Source organism: Methanosphaera sp. WGK6 (genome assembly GCF_001729965.1).
GTDB lineage: Archaea > Methanobacteriota > Methanobacteria > Methanobacteriales > Methanobacteriaceae > Methanosphaera.
In genome coordinates, this window is the sequence record NZ_JRWK01000002.1 from 72,405 (window position 1) to 97,906 (window position 25,502).

25 protein-coding genes are annotated in these 25,502 nt (G+C 27.2%); 6 read left to right on the plus strand and 19 right to left on the minus strand.

The annotated features are described in order from the left end of the window. Positions 1-560: 560 nt before the first annotated feature. The 3 genes from NL43_RS01400 to NL43_RS01410 form a co-directional block, all read right to left on the minus strand. Positions 561-1,865 carry an ATP-binding protein gene (locus NL43_RS01400; protein ID WP_069592205.1) on the minus strand — a complete coding sequence of 435 codons (1,305 nt, stop codon included), beginning with the start codon at positions 1,863-1,865 and terminating at the stop codon, positions 561-563. Between the two features lie 81 nt (positions 1,866-1,946). Then, a complete protein-coding gene (gene guaA / locus NL43_RS01405; RefSeq protein ID WP_069592375.1) occupies positions 1,947-2,873 on the minus strand; it encodes a glutamine-hydrolyzing GMP synthase in 927 nt (308 codons plus the stop codon). Positions 2,874-2,892: 19 nt separating this feature from the next. Further along, positions 2,893-3,462 (minus strand): GMP synthase subunit A, encoded by a 570-nt coding sequence (locus tag NL43_RS01410; RefSeq protein ID WP_069592206.1) that lies wholly within the window; start codon positions 3,460-3,462, stop codon positions 2,893-2,895. Positions 3,463-3,752: 290 nt separating this feature from the next. On the opposite strand from NL43_RS01410, the gene NL43_RS01415 reads away from it, so the two are divergent. Continuing rightward, complete coding sequence (locus NL43_RS01415) at positions 3,753-4,346, plus strand: DUF447 domain-containing protein (protein ID WP_069592208.1); 594 nt, start codon at positions 3,753-3,755, stop codon at positions 4,344-4,346. Position 4,347: 1 nt separating this feature from the next. Here NL43_RS01415 and ade read toward each other — a convergent pair whose 3' ends face one another. Continuing rightward, positions 4,348-5,976, minus strand: coding sequence for an adenine deaminase (gene ade / locus NL43_RS01420; protein ID WP_069592209.1), 1,629 nt, complete (start codon positions 5,974-5,976; stop codon positions 4,348-4,350). A 394-nt stretch (positions 5,977-6,370) separates the two neighbouring features. Next, positions 6,371-7,564, minus strand: a complete 1,194-nt coding sequence (locus NL43_RS01425; RefSeq protein ID WP_084790327.1) for an NAD(P)/FAD-dependent oxidoreductase — start codon at positions 7,562-7,564, stop codon at positions 6,371-6,373. Positions 7,565-7,714: 150 nt separating this feature from the next. On the opposite strand from NL43_RS01425, the gene NL43_RS01430 reads away from it, so the two are divergent. Then, a complete protein-coding gene (locus NL43_RS01430; RefSeq protein WP_069592210.1) occupies positions 7,715-8,284 on the plus strand; it encodes a M48 family metallopeptidase in 570 nt (189 codons plus the stop codon). A 386-nt stretch (positions 8,285-8,670) separates the two neighbouring features. On the opposite strand, the gene frhB is transcribed toward NL43_RS01430, so the two are convergent. The 12 genes from frhB to NL43_RS01490 all read right to left on the minus strand — a co-directional run bounded on the left by frhB (position 8,671) and on the right by NL43_RS01490 (position 20,509). Continuing rightward, positions 8,671-9,570 (minus strand): coenzyme F420 hydrogenase subunit beta, encoded by a 900-nt coding sequence (gene frhB / locus NL43_RS01435; protein WP_069592211.1) that lies wholly within the window; start codon positions 9,568-9,570, stop codon positions 8,671-8,673. Next, the gene (gene frhG / locus NL43_RS01440) at positions 9,571-10,305 is read right to left on the minus strand and encodes a coenzyme F420 hydrogenase subunit gamma (RefSeq protein ID WP_241776196.1); all 735 of its coding nucleotides are present in this window, start codon (positions 10,303-10,305) and stop codon (positions 9,571-9,573) included. A gap of 66 nt (positions 10,306-10,371) precedes the next feature. Next, complete coding sequence (frhD, locus tag NL43_RS01445; RefSeq protein ID WP_069592214.1) at positions 10,372-10,851, minus strand: coenzyme F420-reducing hydrogenase, FrhD protein; 480 nt, start codon at positions 10,849-10,851, stop codon at positions 10,372-10,374. 14 nt (positions 10,852-10,865) lie between these two features. Further along, positions 10,866-12,086 carry a coenzyme F420 hydrogenase subunit alpha gene (gene frhA / locus NL43_RS01450; protein WP_069592215.1) on the minus strand — a complete coding sequence of 407 codons (1,221 nt, stop codon included), beginning with the start codon at positions 12,084-12,086 and terminating at the stop codon, positions 10,866-10,868. 290 nt (positions 12,087-12,376) lie between these two features. Then, positions 12,377-13,672 (minus strand): bifunctional sugar-1-phosphate nucleotidylyltransferase/acetyltransferase, encoded by a 1,296-nt coding sequence (glmU, locus tag NL43_RS01455; RefSeq protein WP_069592217.1) that lies wholly within the window; start codon positions 13,670-13,672, stop codon positions 12,377-12,379. Between the two features lie 127 nt (positions 13,673-13,799). Beyond that, positions 13,800-15,158 (minus strand): phosphoglucosamine mutase, encoded by a 1,359-nt coding sequence (glmM, locus tag NL43_RS01460; RefSeq protein WP_069592218.1) that lies wholly within the window; start codon positions 15,156-15,158, stop codon positions 13,800-13,802. A 128-nt stretch (positions 15,159-15,286) separates the two neighbouring features. Further along, positions 15,287-16,516 carry a 2,3-bisphosphoglycerate-independent phosphoglycerate mutase gene (locus tag NL43_RS01465; RefSeq protein ID WP_069592219.1) on the minus strand — a complete coding sequence of 410 codons (1,230 nt, stop codon included), beginning with the start codon at positions 16,514-16,516 and terminating at the stop codon, positions 15,287-15,289. Between the two features lie 4 nt (positions 16,517-16,520). Next, a complete protein-coding gene (locus NL43_RS01470) occupies positions 16,521-17,195 on the minus strand; it encodes a TIGR00297 family protein (protein WP_069592220.1) in 675 nt (224 codons plus the stop codon). Positions 17,196-17,305: 110 nt separating this feature from the next. Next, on the minus strand, positions 17,306-17,878 hold the full coding sequence (locus tag NL43_RS01475; protein ID WP_069592221.1) for a 30S ribosomal protein S3ae: 573 nt from the start codon (positions 17,876-17,878) through the stop codon (positions 17,306-17,308). A gap of 414 nt (positions 17,879-18,292) precedes the next feature. Further along, positions 18,293-19,162, minus strand: coding sequence for a hypothetical protein (locus tag NL43_RS01480; RefSeq protein ID WP_069592222.1), 870 nt, complete (start codon positions 19,160-19,162; stop codon positions 18,293-18,295). Positions 19,163-19,402: 240 nt separating this feature from the next. Beyond that, positions 19,403-19,747 carry a NifB/NifX family molybdenum-iron cluster-binding protein gene (locus tag NL43_RS01485; protein ID WP_069592224.1) on the minus strand — a complete coding sequence of 115 codons (345 nt, stop codon included), beginning with the start codon at positions 19,745-19,747 and terminating at the stop codon, positions 19,403-19,405. 105 nt (positions 19,748-19,852) lie between these two features. Next, on the minus strand, positions 19,853-20,509 hold the full coding sequence (locus NL43_RS01490) for a DUF116 domain-containing protein (RefSeq protein ID WP_069592226.1): 657 nt from the start codon (positions 20,507-20,509) through the stop codon (positions 19,853-19,855). 389 nt (positions 20,510-20,898) lie between these two features. Here NL43_RS01490 and NL43_RS01495 point away from each other — a divergent pair, with 389 nt between their 5' ends. From NL43_RS01495 to NL43_RS01510, 4 genes are all read left to right on the plus strand, one after another. Further along, positions 20,899-21,411: a DUF367 family protein gene (locus tag NL43_RS01495; RefSeq protein ID WP_069592230.1), complete on the plus strand. Its 513-nt coding sequence runs from the start codon at positions 20,899-20,901 to the stop codon at positions 21,409-21,411. Between the two features lies 1 nt (position 21,412). After that, positions 21,413-21,559, plus strand: coding sequence for a 50S ribosomal protein L40e (locus tag NL43_RS01500; RefSeq protein ID WP_069592232.1), 147 nt, complete (start codon positions 21,413-21,415; stop codon positions 21,557-21,559). Between the two features lie 351 nt (positions 21,560-21,910). Continuing rightward, positions 21,911-22,642, plus strand: a complete 732-nt coding sequence (locus NL43_RS01505; RefSeq protein ID WP_069592238.1) for a geranylgeranylglyceryl/heptaprenylglyceryl phosphate synthase — start codon at positions 21,911-21,913, stop codon at positions 22,640-22,642. A 161-nt stretch (positions 22,643-22,803) separates the two neighbouring features. After that, positions 22,804-23,406, plus strand: coding sequence for a DUF169 domain-containing protein (locus tag NL43_RS01510; protein ID WP_069592242.1), 603 nt, complete (start codon positions 22,804-22,806; stop codon positions 23,404-23,406). A 13-nt stretch (positions 23,407-23,419) separates the two neighbouring features. On the opposite strand, the gene NL43_RS01515 is transcribed toward NL43_RS01510, so the two are convergent. Together NL43_RS01515 and NL43_RS01520 are read right to left on the minus strand one after the other, a co-directional pair. Next, positions 23,420-24,082: an NTP transferase domain-containing protein gene (locus NL43_RS01515; RefSeq protein WP_069592244.1), complete on the minus strand. Its 663-nt coding sequence runs from the start codon at positions 24,080-24,082 to the stop codon at positions 23,420-23,422. A gap of 80 nt (positions 24,083-24,162) precedes the next feature. Beyond that, positions 24,163-25,386, minus strand: coding sequence for a hypothetical protein (locus NL43_RS01520; RefSeq protein WP_069592247.1), 1,224 nt, complete (start codon positions 25,384-25,386; stop codon positions 24,163-24,165). Positions 25,387-25,502 lie beyond the last annotated feature (116 nt).

Sequence of the window (25,502 nt, forward strand, 5' to 3'; positions counted from 1 at the left end):
ATAATTAGTTAATCATGTTTTTATTTTAATAAAAAGGAGACAAGTTTATAAATAATTTTTTTTTAATAATCTTTAGAATATTTAATTTAGTTTCTTAATTAAAATATAAATTAATTATTTTTAGAATCATGTTTTTATAAAAAAAGTATAAGTTTACAAGAAAGAAAATATATTTTTGTTTAACTCTTAGGATGATTGAGTTTATTTTCTTTTTTGTTTTTCTTTTCAAGTTATATTATGTTTTTAATAAGGAGTGGTGAGTTTTTTTTAAACATTTTTATAATATAGGTGATTTAAATTTCTTTTTTTAAACTATCTTGTGTAGGATGAATAGTTTTTATAAAAGTCTTTTAATAAAATGTTTATAGTCTTTCATGTTTAACTCAGTTTGTTGACTAGAATTTTATATTTCCAATTTTTTAGGAATACCTAAATTCTTAGTCAATTTAATATATGCTTTCTTGAGTATATAAATGTTTTGGTATACCTAAAAATTTATGGTATTTTTTATATTAATATAATATCTTTAAAATAAAAATAATAAAAAAATAATGGTTTAATTAAATAATTGTAAGTATATAATATATGAATTGTTGAGCAGTACGACCTGAAGGTCCACCATGGTTCATTAACCATTTATTAGCTTCATTTATTAATTCATCATCAGATAATGTTATTTCAGGATATTTTCTAGCTAATGTTGTTACAATATTGAAATATTCTTTAATAGTAGGTTTATAATATCCAATAGAAATTCCAAAACGATCTACAAGTGATAATTTCTCACGAATAGTATCTGAATGATACATTTCCTCATCAGATGATGTGTTAACACGTTCATTCCATGTTTCCTTAATTAAATGACGTCTATTTGATGTAGCATAAATAAGAACATTACTTGGATTAGTTTCAATTCCACCTTCAATTAAAGCTTTTAAATATTTATATGAACTTTCAGATTCTTCAAATGAAAGATCATCCATGTATATTATAAAATGGTAATTTCTATTTTTTATTTCCGAAATTACTCTTGATAAATATTTAGCTTCATGTTTATAGAGTTCAATCATTCTAAGTCCTTGATCATAGAATTGATTTAAAATAGCTTTAATGCTAGTAGATTTTCCAGTTCCAGCATCACCATATAATAATACATTATTTGCTTTCTTTCCTTGAACAAATGCTTCAGTATTTTTAATTAATTTATCTTTTTGATTTTCATAACCAACAAGATCATCTAGAACAACATCATCAAGGGATGTTATTGGAATTATAAATTCTTGTGAATCATCATCAGATAATCTAAATGCTCGGTTCAAACCAAATTTTCCAACACCATACTTTTCATAAAACTCAGTAACAATTAAAAAAATCTCATTTTCATCTTTAGATTCTTCTATTAACTTACTAAGTTCTTGTACTTTCAGACTAACATCTTTATTAAATAACTGTTCTTTTTTAATTATAGCATGATAGTTCTGAATAGTTGTAAAACAATTAATATCTAACTCTTTTTCTATTTTAGTAAAATCATAATCAAATAATTGTTTTATTATTTTAAAATCATTTTTAGCAAATTCATTCACAGATCCGGTATTAGCACCAATTTTTTCTGAAACTAATGTAAATGGATTTTCCGTCATAGTTATTAAAAATGAAATGTAATTATGCCATAAATTTTCATTAAATCCATAACTTGTTGCAAGAGATAATAATTTATTTATTTGAATGTAAATTTCTTCAATAAGTTCTTCTTTATTGTAATTATCCAAATCATATTTTTTAAAAATGTCTGCTAATTCAAATAAGATATTATTTTCATTATTTTGTCTATATATTATTAATTTTGATGTCAAATGATGCATAAAATCAAGTCCTTTTGTCAGATATTTTATTTGTCTAAGAAAATAATTTAAAAAAAGTAATGATGAGAATAAATAAGTTATTTATTCAAATTCAATTGTAGCTGGTGGTTTATTACTTAAAGATAGTGAAACGTGGGTTATTTCAGGTACGTTAGCTGTAATTTCCTGTGAAACTTTATGTAAAAATGGCCATGGTATGTCTGGTATGTTTGCTGTCATAGCATCAAATGATTGAACCATTCTTATAACAACAAGGTATCCGAAATCTCTTTGATCTCCTTTAACTCCTGTTACTTTACTGTTAGTTAAAACAACAAAGTATTGCCATAAATCTTTGTCAAGTCCTTCTTTTTCAACATTTTCTGTTAATATTGCATTAGCTTCTCTACAAATTTCAAGTTTTTCTTTAGTGATGTCACCTAAAACTCTCACAGCTAATCCAGGTCCTGGGAATGGTTGTCTATGAACTATTTTATCAGATAAATTAAGAGCTGAACCTACTTCTCTAACTTCATCTTTGTATAATTCACGTAAAGGTTCTATAATTTTAAGTACTAAACCTTCAGGTAATGTAAGGTTATGGTGTGACTTAATATTTCCTTCACTTTCAATCCAATCTGGTGCAATAGTTCCTTGTAAAAGATATGTAGCTCCTGATTTTTTGGCTTCTCTTTCAAAAACTTCTATAAATTTATGACCAATAATTTCACGTTTTTTCTCAGGATCTGTTTCACCTTTTAATGCTTCAATAAATTCATCTTGAGCATCAACTAGTTTAAAGTTTAATCTGTCTTTAAATGTTTCTTCAACTTCTTGGGCTTCATTTTTTCTAAGTAATCCATGATCTACAAAAATTGCTTCTAGTTGGTCACCTATAGCTTCTGAAGCTAAAACAGAAGCAACTGAACTATCCACTCCTCCAGATAAAGCTATAATTACTTTTTCATCTTTAACTTCTTCTTTTATTTTTTCAATTGATTCTTTAATAAATTTCTCTGTATCCATCATCATTTTAATTCACACAACTTTACAAATCTAATTCCCTGTCACATATTTTATTGAAATTTTCAAATATTTCTCCACCACGGGGGGTATGCTGTACTTCTGGGTGGAATTGAATACCATATATTGGTTTAGCAATATGTTTCATAGCTTCTATATCACATTTATCTGAAGTAGCAACTATTTCAAATTCTTCAGGTAAAGTAACTACTTCATCTTTATGTGAAGCCCATACTTTGAGAGAATCATCAATACCTTCAAATAATCCACATTCTTTTATGATATTGATGTCTATTTGAGCATAGCTTTCAATTTCTGCAGATTTTATTTTACCTCCAAAAACATCGGCAATTGCCTGATGGCCTAAACAAATTCCTAAAATAGGTATGTTCATTTTAGTAATAAATTCTTTACAATTACCTATACGTTCAATAGATGGTCCTCCTCCTAATATAATTCCTTTTGGATTCATATTTTCAAGTTCTTCTAGACTTATTGTGTTAGGTACAAGTTTATTTTCTATACCTAAATATGTTAAAGTTCTAGATATTCTATGATTATACTGTCCTAAATTATTAATAACAACAATGCTCATGATAAATTCCCATATTACTTTAAAATAAGTTATAACAATTTCTAATTTTTAGTATACTATAAATTTGTTATATATTACTTTTATCTATATATTATATATGATAATGGGGTAATATATTTTTAATGTAAATTATTGTAATTATTTCAAGATAAGAATGGGGTCTTCGCCAAAATTCAAAAATTGATTTTTAATAATGTCTATTCGGGCTTCAATTGTAAAATAAATAAAAGTTCATATGCAAAAAATTTATTTTTGGTGGACATTCAATTATTTAAAAAAAAGGTGAAAAAATGGATGATATTAATTTATTCTCAGAAAATGTTATTTATGAAGTATTAATAACAACATTTGAATGTGGTATTTTTCATACAAAGCCATTTGGGATGAAAATTAATGATAATAAAATAATTTTAAATTTATTTCCAAATAAAACATTATACAATTTAAAACAAAATCCTAATTTCATAATTCAGATAAATCAGAATCCTTTAATTTATGTAAAATCAGCTACAAATCAATTACATTATGAAGATTATGTTAATAATAATATATTAAAAGATACAAGTCATGTTCTAATTGCAAGGGTATTATTTATGGATGAAATAGAAATTAAAGATAGTTATGGGAAAAATGTACTAACTGAAATAATTGCAGAACCATTAGAACTTAAAAAATTAAAAAATACAATTCCTTTGATTAATAGGGCCACTAATATAATAATTGATTTATTGGTGGATTATAGTAGATTTTATTATATGACTAGTTCTGAAAAAGAGAAGTTTTGTGAAAAATTAGTGGATTGTGAACGAATTATAAAAAAAACAGGAACGGAAAATCATTTGGAATCTTTAATGATTCTAAAAAATGAAATAAAATTGGAATAAATTAATCTTCATGTTTTATAATATCAATAAATTTATTCTCATTAACATCAAATAGTCCTTTATTTGTTATTTTAAGGGATGGTACAACAGGTAATGCCATGAAGGATAATGTTGTAAATGGACTACTTAAATAACATCCCATTTGATAAACAAGTTCATTTAATTTTGTTGATGTCTCTGCAACTTCTGTCACAGGTGCGTTACTCATTAATCCAGCTATAGGGAGTGCTAAATCTAATTTTTCTTTATTTGAAATAGCAACTATACCACCTTTATTTTCAATTATTTTATTGGTAGCTTCTGCCATGTATTTGCTATTAGTTCCAACAGCTATGATGTTATGGGAATCATGACTTATACTGGATGCAATAGCTCCATTTTTTATTCCAAATCCTTTTACAAAACCATTGATAATTGTATTTCCTCCATAACGTTCAATTACACTAATTTTGAGTATGTCTTCAAATACTGATGGTATTATATTACCTTTTTCTATGTTTAATTTTGCTTGTGTATGTCCTGTAATTATGGAATCATCTTTCACGGTTATTACATTCACAGTTGCACTTTTATGTGATGGGTTCCTAGCTTTTAAATCGAAATCTGCTGTAGTTTTAGGAGATATTTTTAATGTTGTATCAATTGCTTTGGGATTTGCACGGTATAATAATTTTTGTTTTTTGAAAATTGTATTACCATTGATAATAACTCTATTTACTTTAAAATCTTCTAAATTGTCAATAAATACTAAGTTTGCTTTTTTACCTGGAGTAATACTACCTGTGTTTAAATTATAATGCTCTGCAGGATTTATTGTTACTAATTTAATAGCATCAAATGGGTCCATTCCCAAATCCACTGCTTTACGTAATAGGTAATCGATATGTCCTTTAATAAGGTCTTCTGATTTGAGGTCATCTGTTACCATAAACTCTGCATCTGAATGGATAAGTTCTTCTAAAGAATGTGCTTCTGATCCTTCACGAATCATTATTTTCATTCCCATTCTTCGTTTTTCACTTGCTTCTTTTTTATTAGTACATTCATGATCTGTGCTGATTCCATGTTTTATGTATTTTTGAAGATTTTTTCCACTAAGTAATGGGGCATGTCCATCAATAGGTTTTTGATATTTTTTAGCAATTTCAAGTTTAGATATCATTTCAGGATTTTCATTTATAACTGCATTATAATCCATAACTTCGCCTAATGATACAAATTCGGGTTGTGATAATAGTGATTCTATTGTTTTAGAGTCTATTTCAGCTCCAGAAGTTTCAAATTTTGTTGTGGGTACACAAGATGGTGCTGAGAAATAATAGTTTAATGGTGAATGTTTCGCATCTTCAAGCATATAGTTAATACCATCTATTCCCATAACATTTGCAATTTCATGTGGATCTGCAACAATTGATGTTGTCCCATGTTTAAGTGCAACTTCTGAGAATCTAGAAGGTGTCACCATTGAACTTTCAATATGTATATGTGAATCAATGAATCCTGGAACAATAATGTCATTAAAATCTTTATTAACTTCTTTTATTGATTGGATAATTCCCTGTTCAATTTCAATTTCTCCAGGATATATTTCGTTGGTGAATACATTTAGAATATTTCCTTTTATTATCATTTATTAAAACTCCCCTTTATTAATAAATATAAACTTTAAATTTTATTTTTTTTCACTGTAATTAACAAATATATCGTTTTTAACCATTTTAAAATAAAATAATGATATGTCCTTTTTTATTTGAATATATTTGGGTTTTATTTTTTTAATTTAAAGATTTAGTCATTTTTAAAGTATTTATTTAGATAAGTTGTTATTTTTAACTTATCTTTATTTCTTTTACTTTATTCAATGCTATATTAAAATATTTATTCTATACTATATAAAAAGATATTATTATATTAAAATTAATATGTGTTCATAAAAATAGGATTTTAGTTAAATTTTAAACAATTTTTTAATTATTATTAATATATTTTGAATTTATTTTTCTTTAAAAGAGAATAGTAAATTATTATAATAATTTACGTAATTTTAATAATTTTCTTGGGGATATTTTTATTGCAGCTTTAAGTAATGATTTCGTGGAAAGAGTGGTTATATTAGCTTTATTCAATGCTTCAATATAGTCATTTAAATCATCATCTTCTAAATTATATAAAAAGTCTCTTATGTTAATGTATTTTCTAAATTTTTTACCTATATGTTCTTCAACATAATCAGAATATTCTTGTAAAATTTGTGTGGAATAATTATTTTCTTTAATAGCTTTAGCTGCAACACGTCCTGCTATCATACCACTTTCAAGTGCTGTGTCAATACCTCCTCCAGTAATAGGATTAATACATCCTGCAGCATCACCTACTAACATGAAATTATCTGTAATAATTTGATCAAAAACACCACATAATGGATTTCCACCTGTATTAATTTCTACAATTTGACCATCCTTTGTAGCAGGATTATTTTTGACAAAATTATTAAGATATTCTAAAGCACTTTCAGTAGATTTAACACTTGATATGTCAATACCTACATTAGCAGAATCATAACCTTTAGGGAATATCCATGCATATCCTCCAGGAGCCACACTTCCAAAATAAAATTCAATAGTGTCATTTTTTTCCATTTTTAAATTAGTCATTTCATATTGTATTCCAGATTCCATTTCATTTGCTGGAACTTTTGTTTTAATACCCGCCCATGTACCAACATGACCTTCAGGACCATCTGCACCAATAACAATATTTGCTTTAATTTGGGTAATTTCACTATTAAATCCGTTAATATCAACTAGGAAGTAATTATTTTCTTTTTTCATGGATAAAGCTTCTGTTTTTATCATTACTTCAGCACCATTACGAATTGCATCCATTGTTACGTGTTTATCAAATACTTTTCGTTCTAATATAATTCCTGTGGCAGGTGTTTCTAGATTTTCTGATGTGAACCAAGCACTAGTATTATTTGGTGATACTATACGAGCTCCATCAATATGTCTTGCAATCCATCTTTCGTCTGGTGTAATTCCTACTCTTTCAAGAACACCATCCATAATACCTTCAGCACAACGTTTTGGAGTACCAATTTCGGATTTTTTATCAATAATTAATGTTTTAGCTCCATTTTTACTAGCTTCTCTTGCTGCAATAGAACCTGCTGGTCCAGCACCTATAACTAATACATCTACTTCTTTAATATTATTCATATAATTCCATTCCTAGTTTGCTTTATTTATTGAAATTTACCTATTTATAATATAATATGTAATTTATCTATTATTACTTTTATTGATAATCAATTATTTTATAAATTATCTTTTCAATAAATAATAGTACTAATAATTATGAGAACAAAAATGCTTAAAATCACAATAAAAGATAGAGAAATAGAATATTCTGTTCATTATCGTAATGTTAAATATATTCGATATGAACTACGTGAAGGTAAACTTAAGGTAGTATTACCTAAACGTTATGATGTTGATGTGGAAGATTGTGTTCGTAGAAAAGAAGACTGGATTTATAATAAATTGATTGAATATGATAAGGTACATAATGAGCTAAAAAAACAAACTGAAAATAAGACTTTGATTAATAGAACATTAACTGAACTTAGATTAATTGTGGATAGTTATATTGATAAATATCAAGATTTGTTAAATGTGCATGTAAATAGATTACAATTTAGGTGCATGACTACAAAATGGGGTAGTTGTAGTAGTTTAGGTAATGTGACATTATCTAAGGATCTTCGTTTTTTACCTGAAGAGTTAATTGCATATATTGTATATCATGAATTAACTCATTTGATTATTTTAGCACATAATAATGATTTTTTTAAGATTATAAAACAAGAATTTCCTTTTTATGAACTGTATGATCAACAATTAAAAGAATATTGGTATTTAATATATAATAATACTTGATTTTTTGTAATTTTTAATAAAAAAGTGATTTATACTATAAACTAAGATTTAAATTATTATATTTTAGTATTTTTCTTTTTTTAGGGAGTTTTTTTTAATTTTTGAGTTATAAATAAATATTAAAAGAATTATTTTTTTATAATAATAGGTGATAAGTCCTTTATTTGAACTATTTTTGTTTATTGTGTAGGAGTAATATGTTATTTAATTCTTTTAATATGGTGTGGTCTTGTTATTTCTAACTCATTGACTAAACTTTATATATTCCTATGAATTAAGGTTAACCTAAACTTTAGTCAATTTTTATATTGTATTCTAGGAGTATATAAATATTTTGTTATATCAAAATTTTTTTTAGGAAAAAATAAAAAGAGAAAAAAAGATGTTTACCTATTCTCATAAGGATTTTCTTTTTTACTAGAATGAGTGAATGGGATATTAAGACCTAAATCTAGTTTTTTATCAATATTTTTTTGATTTTTCTTCTTTTTATTAGAAGCTAGTTTATTAAGCATTTCTAATCCAAATTTACCTTCATCAATAGGTGCAGTTTCAAGAACATTGTCTTCAATAGCTTGATCAATTAATGATTTTCCTTTATCTGTACGTTTTATAATGGTGGACCATCCCGGTTTAGCACCTACTGATCCACAAGAAATATCTGCTAATTCTGCAACATAATCCATACAATAGTTACATCCACTTTGTTCATATCCATGAGTTTCTTTTAGAGGTATTTTACCTTCACCTTCAGTATGTGTGATAAATAATTTACCTTTAGTAATATTCATTTTTGTAACTTGTGATGGTTTTACACCAACTTTATCTTGAATAAATGTTTTTATGGATTCATAGGGGAAGTTTTCCATACAGTAAATACCCAGAGATAATGCAATTTTATCAGTTACATTTCTTACACCCATAGGATATGTTTGCATTTTACGTAATCCCATAACTTGACAGGGAGTTCCAATAGTTCCTATTTTTTCAAGACCATATTCACGTGTTGCTTCTTTAATTAAAGAAAGGTTAGGACACATGGTGTATTTTGTTCCAGCTCCTTTAAGGATTTCTTTTTTCGTTGTTGCAATCATTGGTTCTGGATTCCATGGGTCTTCTTTACTAGGAACAGCTACAATAGTACCATCAATAATATTTTTTTCTAATGCATATATCATTATGGATGATACAATTCCTCCATCTTGAGATTTACTTGTAACTTTATTATCTTTAGCTTTTGCAGTTATAATTTCTTGATATGGGCCTAAAATTGAATCATGTATCATTTATACTTCCTCCTTAAATCCTATTTCTTTATTAATTTGATCTATTGGCCACCAACTACGTGTACATTGATAATAACATAATCCACATTTCACACAACGATCACAATTAAATGAAGGTCTACCATCTTTCATAGTCATAGCTCTAGTAGGACATGCTGCAGCACAAGCTCCACAACCAATACAAATGGACTGATTTACTATTTTTTTCTGTAAGTCACAGCCACATGCTTCTTTGTTTCCAGCAAAATCAAGGAATGGTTGTAAATAATCCATATCATTATTTATAGCTGCAAGTAATACTTTTTTAATCATTTCGGGTGAAGGAGGACATCCTGGAATTGCAAGGTCTACTTTCACTAAATGTTGCAATGCTAAAAAAGATGCATGTTGTGGTTGAGCTTGTTGTCCTCCTTTTGCATAAACTGTAAATCCTCCAGTAGCAGCACAGGATCCTAGAGCAACTAAAAGTTTGGATTTATTTCTAGCTTCTTGTAATTCTTTTATTGAGTGTTTATCTTCTAAACATACTGACCCCTCAATTAGTACTAAATCCATTTCAGGCATTTCCCAACAATCTACTAATGTTTGTCCATATACAATATCAACTGCATTGAGTAAATCAGCGAAATCATCATAATTTTCAGTAAATGACATTAAATCACCAGTACATCCAGATAAGTGGATATATCCTATTTTTAATTTATCTCCGGATTTATTTGGAGAGTTATTTTTTATAGTATTATTTTCATTACTTAATCTTTTTTTGAGTTTTTCAAACACAATTCTCACCTTTAATTATTATTAAACTCCTTTTAACATATCATTCAAAACTTTAATAGTGATTTCCACAGTTTTAGGTATATTTTCTAGTAGTACTTCACTTAAACCAATTTTCATATCTGATGGGACATTTTCAGGTTGACATGCTATTATTTTAATGTTTACTTTACCTTTTAAGCTGTGTAAAGGATATGTTGCAGATATACCATGAACATCCATATATCTTTCTTCTTCTTTTATTTGATTTAATTCTAAAATATCTATTGTCCCAGGTTTTTCATTCATAGAAGCAATATCTATGATAATAATATTTTTCCATTTATCTTGTGGTAATGTGAAAATATAATGGGGAGCACTAGTTCCACCATCAATCAGACAAGTATCTCCATTTAATTTTATATTATTCTCTTTCATGTATTTGATAACTTCAGGTCCAAAACCATCATCACCAAAAAGGATATTTCCACACCCTACTATTAAGTTTTCATGATTATATGACATAAAATTCCTTCATTTTATAATTGAACCATGTCTTCTTTTATTATTTTTTTAGTTTCATCATCTTTAATAACCATATGAGTAGCGCAGGATAAACATGGATCATATGCTCTAATTACATGAGGTGCATACTCATAATGGAAGTTTTCTGTTGCATATCCCATTGTTGGAATATTCCAAGTGGTTGGTACAATAGCTCTGTAATCACTAATATATCCTTGTGATGATATTTTTGCAGTATGTATGTTTGTTCCTCGAGGTCCTTCAATAACACCTACACCTAAACGGTCAGTACCTTCTAATGTGAATTTAGCCATAACTTGTGCTGAAGGGTCAAGTTGGTCAACTAATTCAATTATTTTTTCTGCAGAATTTATCATTTCTTTTGCACGTGCAAGGTGTTGTGCTTTAACTCCTGTTTCTTTAAATTTACGGAATTTAGCAGCTCTTGCTCTTGGACCTGTTTCAACAACTTCTCCTTTATATCTTGGTATTTGTGAGCAAGCTTTTTCACCTATTTTTGGATCATCATACCATGAACTTGGTAATATTTCTTCAATATCATTCATTGAAATTGCAGTTCTAGATCCATATGTGTCATCAGATGCAAATATTGGTTGTGTATGTGTACCTAATCCTTTAGGAAAATCTTTGTCTTGGATAAATCCTTCCATTGTTTCAACATGTTTTTCAAGTAAATTCATAAGACCTTCAATACGTGTTTTTATTTTATTTTTGGTATTTTTTGTTATGTTATGTGCCATTCCACCAATTCTTATATCTGATGGATGAATTCCTTCTCCACCAACAGAGTCTTCAATGTATTGTGCTTGTTTTCTTATTTCAGATACATTTTTAACTACTTCATTATACTGATTTTCAGGTACAAAATCAGGTGCTATTAGAAAATGATGAATTGCATGACTATTTATCATATGTGCATTAAGACACATTTCTCTTAAAATTCGTGCTGCTTTAGGAATTTCTATTTTCAATGAATCATCAATAGCTTCTACAGAAGAAAGAGTATGTGTAACGGGACAAACTCCACAAATTCTTTGAACTAGTACTGGAGCTGTTTCAGGTCTTTTTCCTATAACCATTTTTTCAATGCCACGTACTGGTGTAATACTGAAATAACGTCCTGTAGTTACTATTCCATTTTCGTCAACTTCCATTGATAATTCGGCATGTCCCTCTTGACGGCTAGTTGGGGAGATTACTATAGTTTCACTCAAATAAATCACCTATTATTTAGTATTGTCTTTCTAAATTTCTTTATAATTATTATTTTTTAAATATAATTTATTTTAAATGTTATTTAGAATACATTATCTTTTTATACTTATTATTAGTCTAACTTATCTATTAATCAGAAAAGTACTTCCGAGACTATTATGATAATATATAATTATGTCATAGTATATATTTTTTATTTTTATCTAATTTTTAACTAAATTAATAGTTATTTTTCAATAAATAATGTATATTAAATTTTTTTATAAAAAAAGAAGTGTTGATGAAGAAGTTATTCTTCATTTTTAGGAATTATTTTTTTTAAAGTAAGATTAGTTTTTGTAGAGACTAATGTATTAGAATCAATGTCTGTATATAAAACACATCCTGCATTAATAAATGAATTATTACCTATTTTTACACCAGGGTTTACACTAGTATTAATTCCGGTTTTTACACCATCACCAAAAATTGCACCTAATTTTCTAAGACCTGAGTCAATTTTTTTCCCTTTAATAGTTACAGTCACATGTTTATCATCAAATCTTAAATTTGCAAGGTTAGTTCCAGCACCTAAATTACAATTAACTCCAATAACTGAATCTCCTACATAAGATAAATGGTTAACATTAGTTCCATCCATTATAATACTATTTTTAATTTCAACAGCATTACCTACATCAACATTATTGCAAAGGCATGTATATGGCCTGAGATATGTATTTGGTCCAACATCACAGTTTTCACCTATAAATACAGGGCCTTGAATGTAACAACCAGATCTAATAATACTATTTTTACCTAAATGTACGGGGCCATGGATAGTAACATTTTCTTCTATTTCACCTTCAATAGAGTTTTCCATTTTTTCAAGAAAATCTTGATTACATTTTAATAATTCCCATGGTCTTCCTACATCCATCCAGGGTTCTTTTGAAACTAAACCTAGTATTTCCCATCCTTCTTGTAGTTCAATGTCTAATGAGTCAGTAATCTCATATTCGCCTCGTTTTGACTTTTCTGTTTTTCGTATAGCCTCAAAAATTTCGGGACTGAATAAGTAAATTCCCGCATTTGCTAGATTACTTGGAGCATCTTCAATAGCTGGTTTTTCAATAATTTCAACTATTTTATCATTTTGCATAGAAACAATACCGTAATTTGAAGGATTATCTACTTCAATCAATGTTAAAACAGATTTAACACTATTATCTGTTCTAGTAGCATATTTTTCAATTAAATTTCTAATTAAATCATAACTAACAATAATATCTCCATTTAAAACAATAAAACTTTCATCTATGTATTCTTCAGCACTACCTATAGCATGTGCTGTTCCTAGTTGTCCATCTTGTACAGCGTATGTTATATTTACTCCAAATTTACTACCATCGCCGAAATATTCTTCAATAATTTCTTTTTTATATCCTACAACAAGGGTTATGTCTTTTATCCCAGCATTTTTTAATGATTCGATATTATATTGTATTAATGGTTTACCGCCTGTGATTAGCATAGTTTTAGGTCTTGTTGTTGTTAATGGACGCATTCTTGTTCCTTCACCGGCAGTTAAAATTACAGCTTTCATTAGTTTTCTCCCTTATATTTTATTATATTAATATTAGTAATCCATTAATATTAAATCTTAATCAAATATTTGGTGAGTTTAAAATGATATTAAACTTTTTATAAAAAAGAGAGGAGATTAAAAAAAATTAAATTAGGTTATTGAGGAATTTTTTTGATATTTTTTCGATATCATTTAAGTGTTCTTGAGTTTTACCTTCAGCAGTTATTCTAATGTATGGTTCAGTTCCAGAAGGTCTTATTAAAACCCAACTTCCATCTTTAAATTTGATACGTACACCATCAATGGTGAGTATTTCAGTAACATCATTGAATTCGTTTTTAAAGTCTGAAGATACTACTTTCATAACTTCATCTTTTTTATTATTTTCACAAGTAATTTTTTCTCTAATAGTTGGGTAGTTTTCAATTGCATTCAATTGTTCTGATAATTTACCATTTTTTTGTATACATCTAACAATTCTTAAACCTGAAAGAAGACCATCTGGACACATACAGAAATCGGGATGTAACCATGTACCTGAAGGTTCACCACCAAATGTTCCATTATTTTCATTAATTGATTCTGCTACATGAACATCTCCAACGGGTGTTCTAAGAACTGTGCCTCCAATTTTTTCCATTTCGGTATCAAGACAAGCTGATGCATCAACAGTTGTAACAACAGTACCTCCAAATTCTTTAGCAATTATTGTTAATAATTTATCAAAGTCGGATAAATTTCCATTTTCATCAACAGCAATCATACGATCGGCATCACCATCATGAGCTAAACCAACATCAGCTCCAATTGTTTTCACTGTTTTCATTAATTCTTGAAGATTATCGCTGTTTGGTTCGGGGTTACGTCCGGGGAAGAAACCATCTGGTTGTGAATTTAAAGTAATTACATTCATTCCTGATTTTCTCAGTGCTTCTGGTGATAAATAGGATCCTGCTCCACTAGCACAATCTACAACAACTTTCAATGGTTTTTCAGGATCAATTTCTGAAATTTTTATAATATCGTTAATATATTCTTCTTTGAAAGAACTAATATCATATTCCTTTCCTATTTTATCCCAGCCTACTAAATTAAATTCTTTTTCATAAACAATTCGTTCTATTTCACGTTCTTGTTCTTGTTTATATGCTAAACCATCAGCATTCCATAGTTTAATACCATTGTATTGTGAAGGATTATGTGAAGCAGTAATCATAATTCCTGCATCAGCTTCTTTTTTTAGTGTTGCATAACCTACTGTAGGTGTTGGAACCATACCTAAAAGCAGTACATTACATCCTGATTGTTCTAGTCCTGCAGTCATAATATGTGCTATGAGTTTACCTGTTGTTCTAGTGTCATAACCTATTACTACTTTTTTATCTTCTCCTCCAATATATTTAGCTAGTGCTCTAGCAACATCTAAAGCTAATTCTAATGTAATTTCGTCTTGATATTTGCCTCTAATTCCTGAGGTTCCAAATAATTTTGGTATATTATCCATTATTTAATACTCCTCTTTTAAAATATTGATTAATAAGTATGTTTATAATTGTTTTAGAAATAGTTGTTTAATTTTTTTAAATAAGTAATTAAAGAAAAAATAAGTAAGATTTTTATTTATCTTACTTTTTAAGCTCCAAATTTAGTTACAACATTCATTAAGTCACGAATTATGTACATTACATCAGATCCTCTTATACGACATAATCCACCTTTGGCTGCTTGTCTTTCACCATATTCTGTAATGTCATCCACACGTAATCCTGGTGCTTTCATAAATACAGGTACTGGATCACCTGTATGGTCCATCACACTTACTGGTGTTGAATGGTCTGCAGTAACAAACAATACAATATCGTCCATTTCACTTAAATCCTTCATAATATTATCTACTTTTTCTATGAAATCTCTTTTACCAAATATGTCTCCATCATGTCCAGCTTCATCTGCACCATCTACATTTACTAGGATAAAATCATATTTATCACTTTTTACAGTATCAATAATGTGTTTATGTACACTATCAATATCTGTATCGATTCCACCTGTAGCTCCAGGTATATTTATAATATCCATGCCTGCAATTTTAGCTATTCCTTTAATAAGTCCTGTTTCAGCAACACAAACTCCTTTTAAACCATATTTTTCTTCAAAAGGTTCTACATGAGGTACTGCACCTACACCTCTTGGAAGAACTATGTTTGCAGGATTTTCACCTTCTTTAATTCTTTCAATATTCACTGGGTGATTTTTTAACATTTCATATGATTTGTTTACAAATTGATTTACAATATCTGCAGTATATTTTGCTTCTTCAGAGTTATCTAATGCTTTAACAATTTTTGGTTTGTTTCCTTCATGTTTAGGATCAGCATCTGAAATTTTATCAGATAAACCTTCTCCTCTAAGTACTAAAACTCCTCTATGTGCATCGGATTCTTTGAATATGATTTCTACATTATCATCAATTTTCATTTGATTTAGGGTTTCAGTTAGTTTATCTGTGTCTTTGTTAATTCGTCCTGCACGCCTATCTGTAATTATCATGTTGTCATCTGCAGTTGAAAAATTACATCTAAATGCAATATCACCTGGTTTCACATCTACATTTACACCTGCAGCTTCAAAAGGTCCTCTTCCAGTGTATACTTCATAAGGATCATATCCTAATAATGTTAAGTGTGCTGTATCACTTCCAGGTCTAACTCCTGGACGTATAGTGTCCATAATACCAGTTATACCTTCTTTAACCATTTTATCCATTGATGGAGTTCTTGCACTTTCTAATGGTGTTTTGTCACCAAGTTCTTTCATTGGGCGGTCACCCATTCCATCTATTACAAATATAATTCCTTTCATTTTTTCATGCTCCAATTGTTATAATGATACCAACTAATGCTCCAATTATTGTGGCGGTTAAATTAACATGTTCATTGTTAAATAACCCATTACGTTCTAATGTTGCACCAAGAAGACTATCTGCAAAGCAACCAATAAATCCTGCTATGATTGCTATACAAATACTGTGGGTAATGTCTGGGGATACATTTACTATAAAGGCTGAAACTCCTATTATTAGAGCTCCTATTAATCCTGCTACTGTTCCAAGAAGGGAAATTCCTCCATCAGTTCCAGGTTTCACATGTTCTTTAGTTGTAATTAATACTGGTTCACTTAGTACTCCTATTTCGCTTGCCATGGTATCTGCAATTGCTGTTGCTATTGCACCTATAAAACCAGCATAATTTCCAAATATTGCCATAATCACGGGGATTATCCCATTTGAAATAACATTTCTTATAGTACGTTTTTCATGAACTAGGCCTATACGTCTTTTATAATCTTTTTTAAATTGAGTAAACGCTGAACCTAATATAAGAAATAGTAAAAGTATTGCTAACCAGTTAAAACCTCTGGATAGCACAATAAATATTCCAATAATTGTAACAAAAAATGAGCCTAGTAAATCAAGTGCACCACTTAAGTATACTATGATTCCGAATATTACACAAATTATAAGAAATATTAATTGTATCATATAATAATTTCTGTGTCTTGTTAATATAATATTTTTGTATAAAAAAATTAAAGAAAAAAAGAAGGCGGTTATAATAAAGTTAATAGTTTTCTATTTTTAAAACTAATCCCTTAAAGTACTTTTGTTTTGATTGTTTCTACTTTTTTAAGTGGGTATATTTTTTTAGCTTCATGGTATATGCTGGATGCAAATTTACCTGAAATAATCTCTTTTACTAGTTCATCAAGGTTTTTCTCAGCAGCATTTTCTAAAATCATGTTTTGCATAGTTTCTCTGATAAGTCTTTGTTGTGAAGCTTTTGCTCTTTTCACAGTAATAGCTAACATATGTACATTAACTTTTTTACCATCTTTTGTGGTAGCATTTGTGATGGTATCAATTCTACTTGTACCTCTTCTAATCATACTACGTACATAGTCTGTTGTTACTTTATGTCCTGTAAATATTGTGTGTGCTACTTCTCCACTTACATGGTCTACTTCAAAGAATAATTTTACATACTGTCTACTGAAATCACCAGTAATTTCACGCATTGATGTTTCAATTTTACGACCAACAAGCATTTCTGGTTCTTTTGCTGGACTTGTTCCTAAACTAGCTTCATCAAATTCTGCTGGTGCTAAAATTTCATACCAAATTTTTTCTTTCCAGGTGTCACGTACTCGTCTTCTTGCTTTTGCCATTATATCACTTTCTCCATTTTTTTTTAATTAAATATTAGTTTTATTGTTACAGCAAATTCTTATAATCTTTATTAAATTCAGTGTAACATTACTTGATTTTAGGGGGTTATCTTTTTTTAAAATATTTTTTATTAGTACTAAATAAGTTTTTAAGGTTATAAAAATTTAAATCTATTGATTTGTAAAGTTCCGTCCAGTCTTACTGGTAAATAAAACAAGAATAGTTGTTTTTTATAAAAGAATTTAGATACTCATGACTTTAGTCATATTCTATTATAATAATCTCTTAATATCAGATTATAAATTACCATAGACTTAGTCTATATACTTATTTATTATTATATTTTTTATATAATATAAACTTAATGAAAAAATAGTAAATGATAAAAGAATTAAATGGAAAGTAAATTTTATTTAGGAATTGATAGTATTTTGGATTAATTTATCTAAATTGTAATTGAACACGTCGTTATTTCCTTCAACTTTTTGTTTTGTTATTTCTTCATCAATAATTTTTAATAAGTTTTCTAGTTTTCTAGTATCTTGATTTTTTTCGAGGTATGTATCTTCAAATAGTTTATTTTCACTATTTTTAATGATATCAAGGTATTTGGAATTCACATCATATGCTTTTGCATAAAGTAGTGATTTATTATTTTGACTTCCAGGTAATGTTACAAGTTGTGAAAACGGTTCTATTTGAGTATATGTTAGAGTTGTAATTTCTGTATATGTTTCTATGAATTTATATAGGTAGTAATAAGTTATTGTGGGATTTTTTAGTTGTAATTTGTTGGTGAATAGATATAAATAACATTCATTGTAACCATTAAACATAATCCATGGTTTTATGTTGAATAGTTCTTTAATAGCCGTATTTACTTTTTTAACATCATGTATTATTGTTTTATCAGAACCTAAGTTTATGGATCTACGAATAAACATGAATTTTTGAATGTCATTTAAATTAATAATTTCTTCTCGTATAATATCTGTGTTTTGTCTAAATCGGAATAATATTGAATTTTTTATTGCTTTTTTTTCGAATTTATTACTATCTAGTCTATTCCATGAAAGTAATGATTCTTCAGAATCATAATCATATAAACTAATATAGAATTCATTTCTAGGATAATATTCATCTAATTTTTCTTTTAACTCATTAAGTGATTTTATGTTAAAAGTTTCATAACCGTTCTTTGTTGTACCTATTGTTAAAAGTCTGTTAAATTTACTTCCATATAGGTATTCATATAATTCATGCCATTTATTGTCTAGCTTCATAAAGATTACTCTCCGTTTAATATCTTCAAAAATATCTTATGAATTATCCACTTAATTTTAATTTAATTTGAATTATTAAGTTGTATGTCAGTATATTGTATTTATTATAAATAAGATTTATCTATTATTCATTAAAATTCATTTAAGTTTTATTTATATTATTTTGAATTTTATTTGAGGAGTATTTTTTTAAATTAAAACTAGTTAGTATAAAAAGGAGAGGATAATTATATTATTTTATTATAAAATAATATTTTCTTTTTTAGTTTCAGTTTTTATGAAATCATCAAGTATGTCTTCAATTAAACCTTCACTTTCAATAATTTTAATACCCATTTCTTTAACTTCATTTTTAGCGACTAATCCTATTTTTTCACATATAACTATGTCACAGTTTTTAATAGCATCTGCTGATTTTTCCCATTCTTCACCATTGGTTCCATGATCTTTTGAGGAGAAGATTACATTATTGTATTCAACATTATGTTTTTTTTCATCATAATTATATACAATAAAATACTCGCATATACCAAAGTGTTCTACTTTTTTTCCATTTTCTTTAACAGCTATTGCAATTTTTTTCATGTAATGTTTCCTCTATTTAATTCTATTATTTAATTCTGTCATTACTATTTAATTAATTTAAGTTGATTATATGATATGGATTCATGTTAATTATTTGAGAATATTTTATTTAGTGTAACTTGTTTTTGGTTTAAGTATATTCATAAGATAAATAACTTCATCTTCATTAACCAGTGTATTAATACAACCATCATTTAATAAATATATTCCTTGAACGGTATAGTTAGATAGTGCAGTCATAGCAGTATTTAAATCTAAGGGACAAGCAACACCAATCACACCTTTAAATTTTCTTATTTTTATAACATGTTTAATAAAAGTAGAACCAGGTACAATATACATTCCAATTCCTTTTTCATCACTAATTTTTTTAAATGTACCAATAGAACATTTTCCACATTTAATACATTCTAAACCAGCATGTCCTAATTTTGCAGGACAATTCATTGCTCTTAAACAATGTGGTAAAACCATTATTACATCTTTGGCATCTAATTCTTTGAATTTTTTTTCATTTAATTTATTTCTTAAATCAATACTAATACGATCTATAATTAAATCATCAAATTGAAATTTCTGAAGTAAGTATTTTATGGATGGGTATGTGAAATTCAATGTAAATAATAGAATTTTTGGGAAAATTAGCTTATTCTTACGTAATAAATAAATTCCTAAAATAATTGTGATAATTATGGCTATTAAAAGTATTATAATGCCTAATACAATTATTTCTCCAACTAATGTAAATATGTTTATATTCATGTTATATTCCTTTAAACTGATTGTTTCATTTTTAACTATAATATTTATATTACTTTTTTTCTTTTATGATTATTTTTATTTTCTAATTTTATTTTTAATTTTTATCATTTAATCAATTTAATTTAATATGTCATTTAATGTAATTATCATAACTTATTTTGTTTTAAAGTCGTTCAATATTTCTTATTTTGTAATTTAGTTCATTTTTATTATTTTTATTATTTTGAATATGGTTATCTATAATAGAAATCTTTTTATTATGTAAAATAAATAAATATGATATACTATTCTAATAATAATATATTATTCTAAAATTTTTATTCAAAAAAGAATAATAACTAATTATAAGAATTATTAATTTAATTATAAAATATTTAAAGTTTAATAAGATGAAAATTGTAATTTATCACTCAAATGAGTGTGATCCAAAAAGATGCACCTCAATAAAACTAGAAAAGCAAGATAAAGTAAATATTACTCATAATATGAGAAAAATACCTTATAATGCAATAGTTTTGGATGCTGAAGCTAATAAATCTGTATCTCGGGAAGATAGGGATAAAATTACAAAATATGGATTATCGGCATTAGATTGTTCTTGGAATAAATTAAAAAAATCATCATTTAATTTTAAATCTAAGAAAAATCATAGGTTACTTCCATTTTTAGTAGCAGCTAATCCTGTAAATTATGGAAAACCTTGTATATTATCTACTGCTGAAGCATTAAGTGCTACACTGTATATTGTAGGTTACAAAGATGAAGCTTGTGATTTGATGAATTCATTTAAATGGGGGCCTCATTTCATAACACTTAATGAAAACTTATTAGAAGCGTATAGTGATGCAAAAAATAGTGCTGAACTTATTCAAGTACAAAATGAATTTTTAGGAGGAAAATAGAATGGCAAAATTTGAAGAAGCTGAAAATAGGATGTTTAACATTAAAATTTGTTTAAAATGTAATGCAAGAAATCCTGCTACTGCAAAAACATGCAGAAAATGTGGATACAAAGGTTTAAGATACAAAGCAAAAGAGCCAAGAGGATAGATTAATTGAATTATTAATTAGTCTTACTCTTTTTTTATTTTTAAACAACTTTTTTTTTATTCAAAACTTAGTTATACATTCATTATTTATCTAAAAATTATTTTATTATTTATTGGTGTTGATTTAGAAAAAAAATAATGTTTATGATTCTATTTTTAATAGGGTTAATTTATTTTTTTTGAAATATAGATTATTATTGCACTGAATAAAATAAGAATTTGAATTTTTTCAAATAGTTATATGTGTTATTCTTATGTTTGATAATTTCTGCTAAAATAATAAATTATAGTAATTTGATAAATAATATTATATATTTTAGAATTTCATTAATTAAATAGTAGGTAAACTATCATGAATGTTGAAAATTTTCTGAATGAAACATTGAAAAATCATAAATTACACTTAACTTTAATTGATCCTGATGAACAAACACCTGAACAAGCAGTTAAAATAGCAAAAGAAGCTAAAAGAGCTGAAACTGATGCTATTTTAGTTGGAGGTTCTATAACTAATCAAGAGGAATTAGATCTCACAGTTAAAGCATTAAAAGAAAATGTTGATTTACCTGTTTTATTATTTCCTGGTAATATTAGTGGTGTTAGTAAATATGCTGATGCTTTATTATTTATGAGTTTATTAAATTCAACAAATCCTTATTGGATTACTGGTGCTCAAGCTTTATCTGCACCTGCTGTTAAAAAAATGGGTATTGAAACTATTCCTATGGGGTATTTGATTGTAGAACCAGGAGGTACTGTTGGTTGGGTTGGGGATGCAAAACCAATTCCAAGAAATAAATCTGATTTGGCAGTAGCATATTCTTTAGCTGCAGAATTTTTAGGAATGAGAGTAATTTATCTTGAAGCAGGTTCTGGAGCTGATACTCATATACCTTTAGATTTCATTATGAAAGTGAAAAAATTAACTAATTTAATTGTAATTGTGGGTGGTGGAATCAGAACAGCGGAAGATGCAAGAGAAGTTAAAGAAGCCGGTGCTGATATAATAATAACAGGTACTGTTGTTGAAGAAAGTAGTAATGTATATGAAAAAATTAAAGAATTGACTGATGCTATACATTAAGTACTATTTTATTCTATTTTTCTATTTTTTTTAATTATTTCCTGATAATTTATTTTGATATTTAATTATGTTATATACAATAAATTAGATAATATAATATATTCTAAAAAACTATAACATAATACAATAATTTTTATTATTATATAAGGAGTTTAATGATTATGAGTCAAGTTCATATTAGGGATTATGAAAGAATATCTGGAAAATTAAAAATTTTATTTAAATTAGATAAAAGTCCTGTTGCAGTAAAATTATATAAATCAGAAAATGATGTAAAAAAAATATTACCTAAATTTGAAGATAAGGCAAAACACTGTCAATTAACTTATATTTCTGCACAAAATAAAAAATCATTTTATGCTACAGTAAATGAAGTGGATTGTAAAAGTGGGGCGGGTTCATTAGGTTTGCTTGATGTTCCTAATTTAAAAGTACCAAAAGCAGAACCTATTAATGAAGCAGTTGCATATGCACCATTAGAAAATGCAACATTTGAACCAGATGTGGTTATATTATATTGTAATGTAATGCAAGCATTTGATTTTATTACATTATATAGAAGATCCACTGGGAAAAGATTGCAACCTGATTTAGCAGGAACACAAGCATTATGTTCTGAATCAGTAATAATACCTAAAGAAACTAAAAAACCAAATATATCCTTTGGTTGTCCGGGATCTAGAGCATTCAGTGATTTAAAAGAAGATGAATTGATAATTTCTTTAACAGTTGATGATGCAGAAATAATATCTAATTTTGCCTAATTTTTCATTTTTTTTATTTTTCTAATTTATTTTTAATATACCTATATTCATCATAATGATTAATATTCATTAGTTCTAATGTATTTTCTGAAGATACTCCGTAAAAATCAATATTGTCTAAAATCATTTTTCTAAGTATTGGATTTAAATTGTTATTTTCATATTTTATATAATCATATAATAAGTTACCATAACAACAAAAAGGCATACCTAATCCTTCAGCACTATCTAATTTGCCTATTTTTCTTCTTGCAAGGATACTAATAGTTTTTTTAGGATTCTCACTATTGTTTAAAGTAGTTATTAAGTTATTTATTGTATTGGTGGATATTGTTGGTTGGTCCGCAGCCATAAATAAATAATTATTTTTTAGATCTTCTTTTAAACAGTTTTCAATTGTTTTAGATAAACCTACATTTATGTTGGGATTAATTTTAATCTGGACTTTATCTAATAAATTATATTCTTCAATTAATGAGTAAATTTCATCTTTATAATGACCTAGGGCAATAATTACATTATTAATATTGGAGTTAAGGACATTATTTAATGTATGAATTAGTATTGGTTTTTCATTAATTTCTAATTTTAATTTATGAATTGGTGTTTTATTTCTTTTTTTAAAATCATTTATCATTCTAGAATTTTTTCCAGCCGCAGTTATAATAGCATTCATAAACTCATCTCTATTTATAAATTGAACTATGAATAATATAAAGTTCTCATATAAAAAAATAAAATATTTGAAAAAGGGGGTTATTCAGAACTACTATTTGTATTATTTGTACTGTTAGTAATATCTGTTGTATTATCTGTTAGTTTATATATTTTGGTATATATTTGCGTGTCTCCACTGGATCCCGTGGTCCACATAACAATTTTTATTGGATAATCTAAATTGTTAGTTACTAATACATCTACTGTTGGTCTATAGCCATATAAAACTGCTTCATCACCTGTAGTCATTCCAACAGGTATTGGACATCCTAACTCTAGTAATGCATTTCTCAAAGATCTTGCTGGAGGACATACTCCATGAGTAGCACTTCCAGATGCAGCTTCAGATTCAGCTATTGCTGTAAAAGATGCATTTTCTTTTCCATGGGCTGATGAATGTGCAGGTATAACTGTGTTATTCCAACCAGCTGCAAATGCCTTAGCATTGGCTGCTCTTGTTTCTGTGGGATATCCTGATAGATATTCAACAGTACTAACACTATTACTTACTTCTATTTCAGAAGCATTATGTTCATATACAAGTACTGGTGCTCCTGAAGTGTAATTTCGCATATAGCCGTATGAATCATTACCAAAATTTTTAATTATGTTTTCTTTACCATAAACATTTGCTCTATCATCACTAAAGTTACCTAAATAATAGTCTACAGCAATTTCAGAACCATTACTTGCAGAATCAAACCATGATTGTAATTCTGCTGCAGTAACATAATCTGTAGGGATAGAATCATTATTGATTTCACTTTTGGATAATGTTTTGATGGTTGTGTTATTTTGGACTAATGATATTGAATCTCCTGATTTAATTGCAACAGTATAGGGTAACTTATAACCCCATATCATTGAATCAGCAGGTTTAACTAGTATTTTACCTTCATCATCCATTATAATTTTACCAGGACCTTCTAATTTACTAGAAATATGTCCATTTGCTGTTATGTATGAATTATTTTTAATAACATCTTTTGGAGCAGATCCTGTCATTAATGATAATAATACTGTTGTTATATCTCTATTTTTAAGAGGACGTAGTATATTTTCAGGATTTGATGCTAATGGAACTTTTCTCATGGTTCCAGTATTAATCAAAAGATCACCTGAAACAACAGTAGTTCCGTTTTCAGCCATAATACTTGAAGTATCATGAGTATTTGCTGTAATTATATTACACATAAGACCTGATGCAATAACAGCTAAAATTAGAATTCCAATAAATAAATAAGGATTATCATATTTGACCAATGTTATTTAACCTCCTTTTAAGTTCGTAAAATGAAATTAAGTATTAAATTTAATTGTTAAAATAGCTTTTAAATTTTATTAATAATTATAATTATTTATTTTATATTATATATTTT

Coding starts and splice junctions, on each gene's coding strand:
- NL43_RS01400 (WP_069592205.1), bottom strand. CDS start 1,865: ATGCATCATTTGACATCAAAATTAATAATATATAGACAAAATAATGAA.
- guaA (WP_069592375.1), bottom strand. CDS start 2,873: ATGATGGATACAGAGAAATTTATTAAAGAATCAATTGAAAAAATAAAA.
- NL43_RS01410 (WP_069592206.1), bottom strand. CDS start 3,462: ATGAGCATTGTTGTTATTAATAATTTAGGACAGTATAATCATAGAATA.
- NL43_RS01415 (WP_069592208.1), top strand. CDS start 3,753: ATGGATGATATTAATTTATTCTCAGAAAATGTTATTTATGAAGTATTA.
- ade (WP_069592209.1), bottom strand. CDS start 5,976: ATGATAATAAAAGGAAATATTCTAAATGTATTCACCAACGAAATATAT.
- NL43_RS01425 (WP_084790327.1), bottom strand. CDS start 7,564: ATGAATAATATTAAAGAAGTAGATGTATTAGTTATAGGTGCTGGACCA.
- NL43_RS01430 (WP_069592210.1), top strand. CDS start 7,715: ATGCTTAAAATCACAATAAAAGATAGAGAAATAGAATATTCTGTTCAT.
- frhB (WP_069592211.1), bottom strand. CDS start 9,570: ATGATACATGATTCAATTTTAGGCCCATATCAAGAAATTATAACTGCA.
- frhD (WP_069592214.1), bottom strand. CDS start 10,851: ATGTCATATAATCATGAAAACTTAATAGTAGGGTGTGGAAATATCCTT.
- glmU (WP_069592217.1), bottom strand. CDS start 13,672: ATGAAAGCTGTAATTTTAACTGCCGGTGAAGGAACAAGAATGCGTCCA.
- glmM (WP_069592218.1), bottom strand. CDS start 15,158: ATGGATAATATACCAAAATTATTTGGAACCTCAGGAATTAGAGGCAAA.
- NL43_RS01465 (WP_069592219.1), bottom strand. CDS start 16,516: ATGAAAGGAATTATATTTGTAATAGATGGAATGGGTGACCGCCCAATG.
- NL43_RS01470 (WP_069592220.1), bottom strand. CDS start 17,195: ATGATACAATTAATATTTCTTATAATTTGTGTAATATTCGGAATCATA.
- NL43_RS01475 (WP_069592221.1), bottom strand. CDS start 17,878: ATGGCAAAAGCAAGAAGACGAGTACGTGACACCTGGAAAGAAAAAATT.
- NL43_RS01480 (WP_069592222.1), bottom strand. CDS start 19,162: ATGAAGCTAGACAATAAATGGCATGAATTATATGAATACCTATATGGA.
- NL43_RS01485 (WP_069592224.1), bottom strand. CDS start 19,747: ATGAAAAAAATTGCAATAGCTGTTAAAGAAAATGGAAAAAAAGTAGAA.
- NL43_RS01490 (WP_069592226.1), bottom strand. CDS start 20,509: ATGAATATAAACATATTTACATTAGTTGGAGAAATAATTGTATTAGGC.
- NL43_RS01495 (WP_069592230.1), top strand. CDS start 20,899: ATGAAAATTGTAATTTATCACTCAAATGAGTGTGATCCAAAAAGATGC.
- NL43_RS01500 (WP_069592232.1), top strand. CDS start 21,413: ATGGCAAAATTTGAAGAAGCTGAAAATAGGATGTTTAACATTAAAATT.
- NL43_RS01505 (WP_069592238.1), top strand. CDS start 21,911: ATGAATGTTGAAAATTTTCTGAATGAAACATTGAAAAATCATAAATTA.
- NL43_RS01510 (WP_069592242.1), top strand. CDS start 22,804: ATGAGTCAAGTTCATATTAGGGATTATGAAAGAATATCTGGAAAATTA.
- NL43_RS01515 (WP_069592244.1), bottom strand. CDS start 24,082: ATGAATGCTATTATAACTGCGGCTGGAAAAAATTCTAGAATGATAAAT.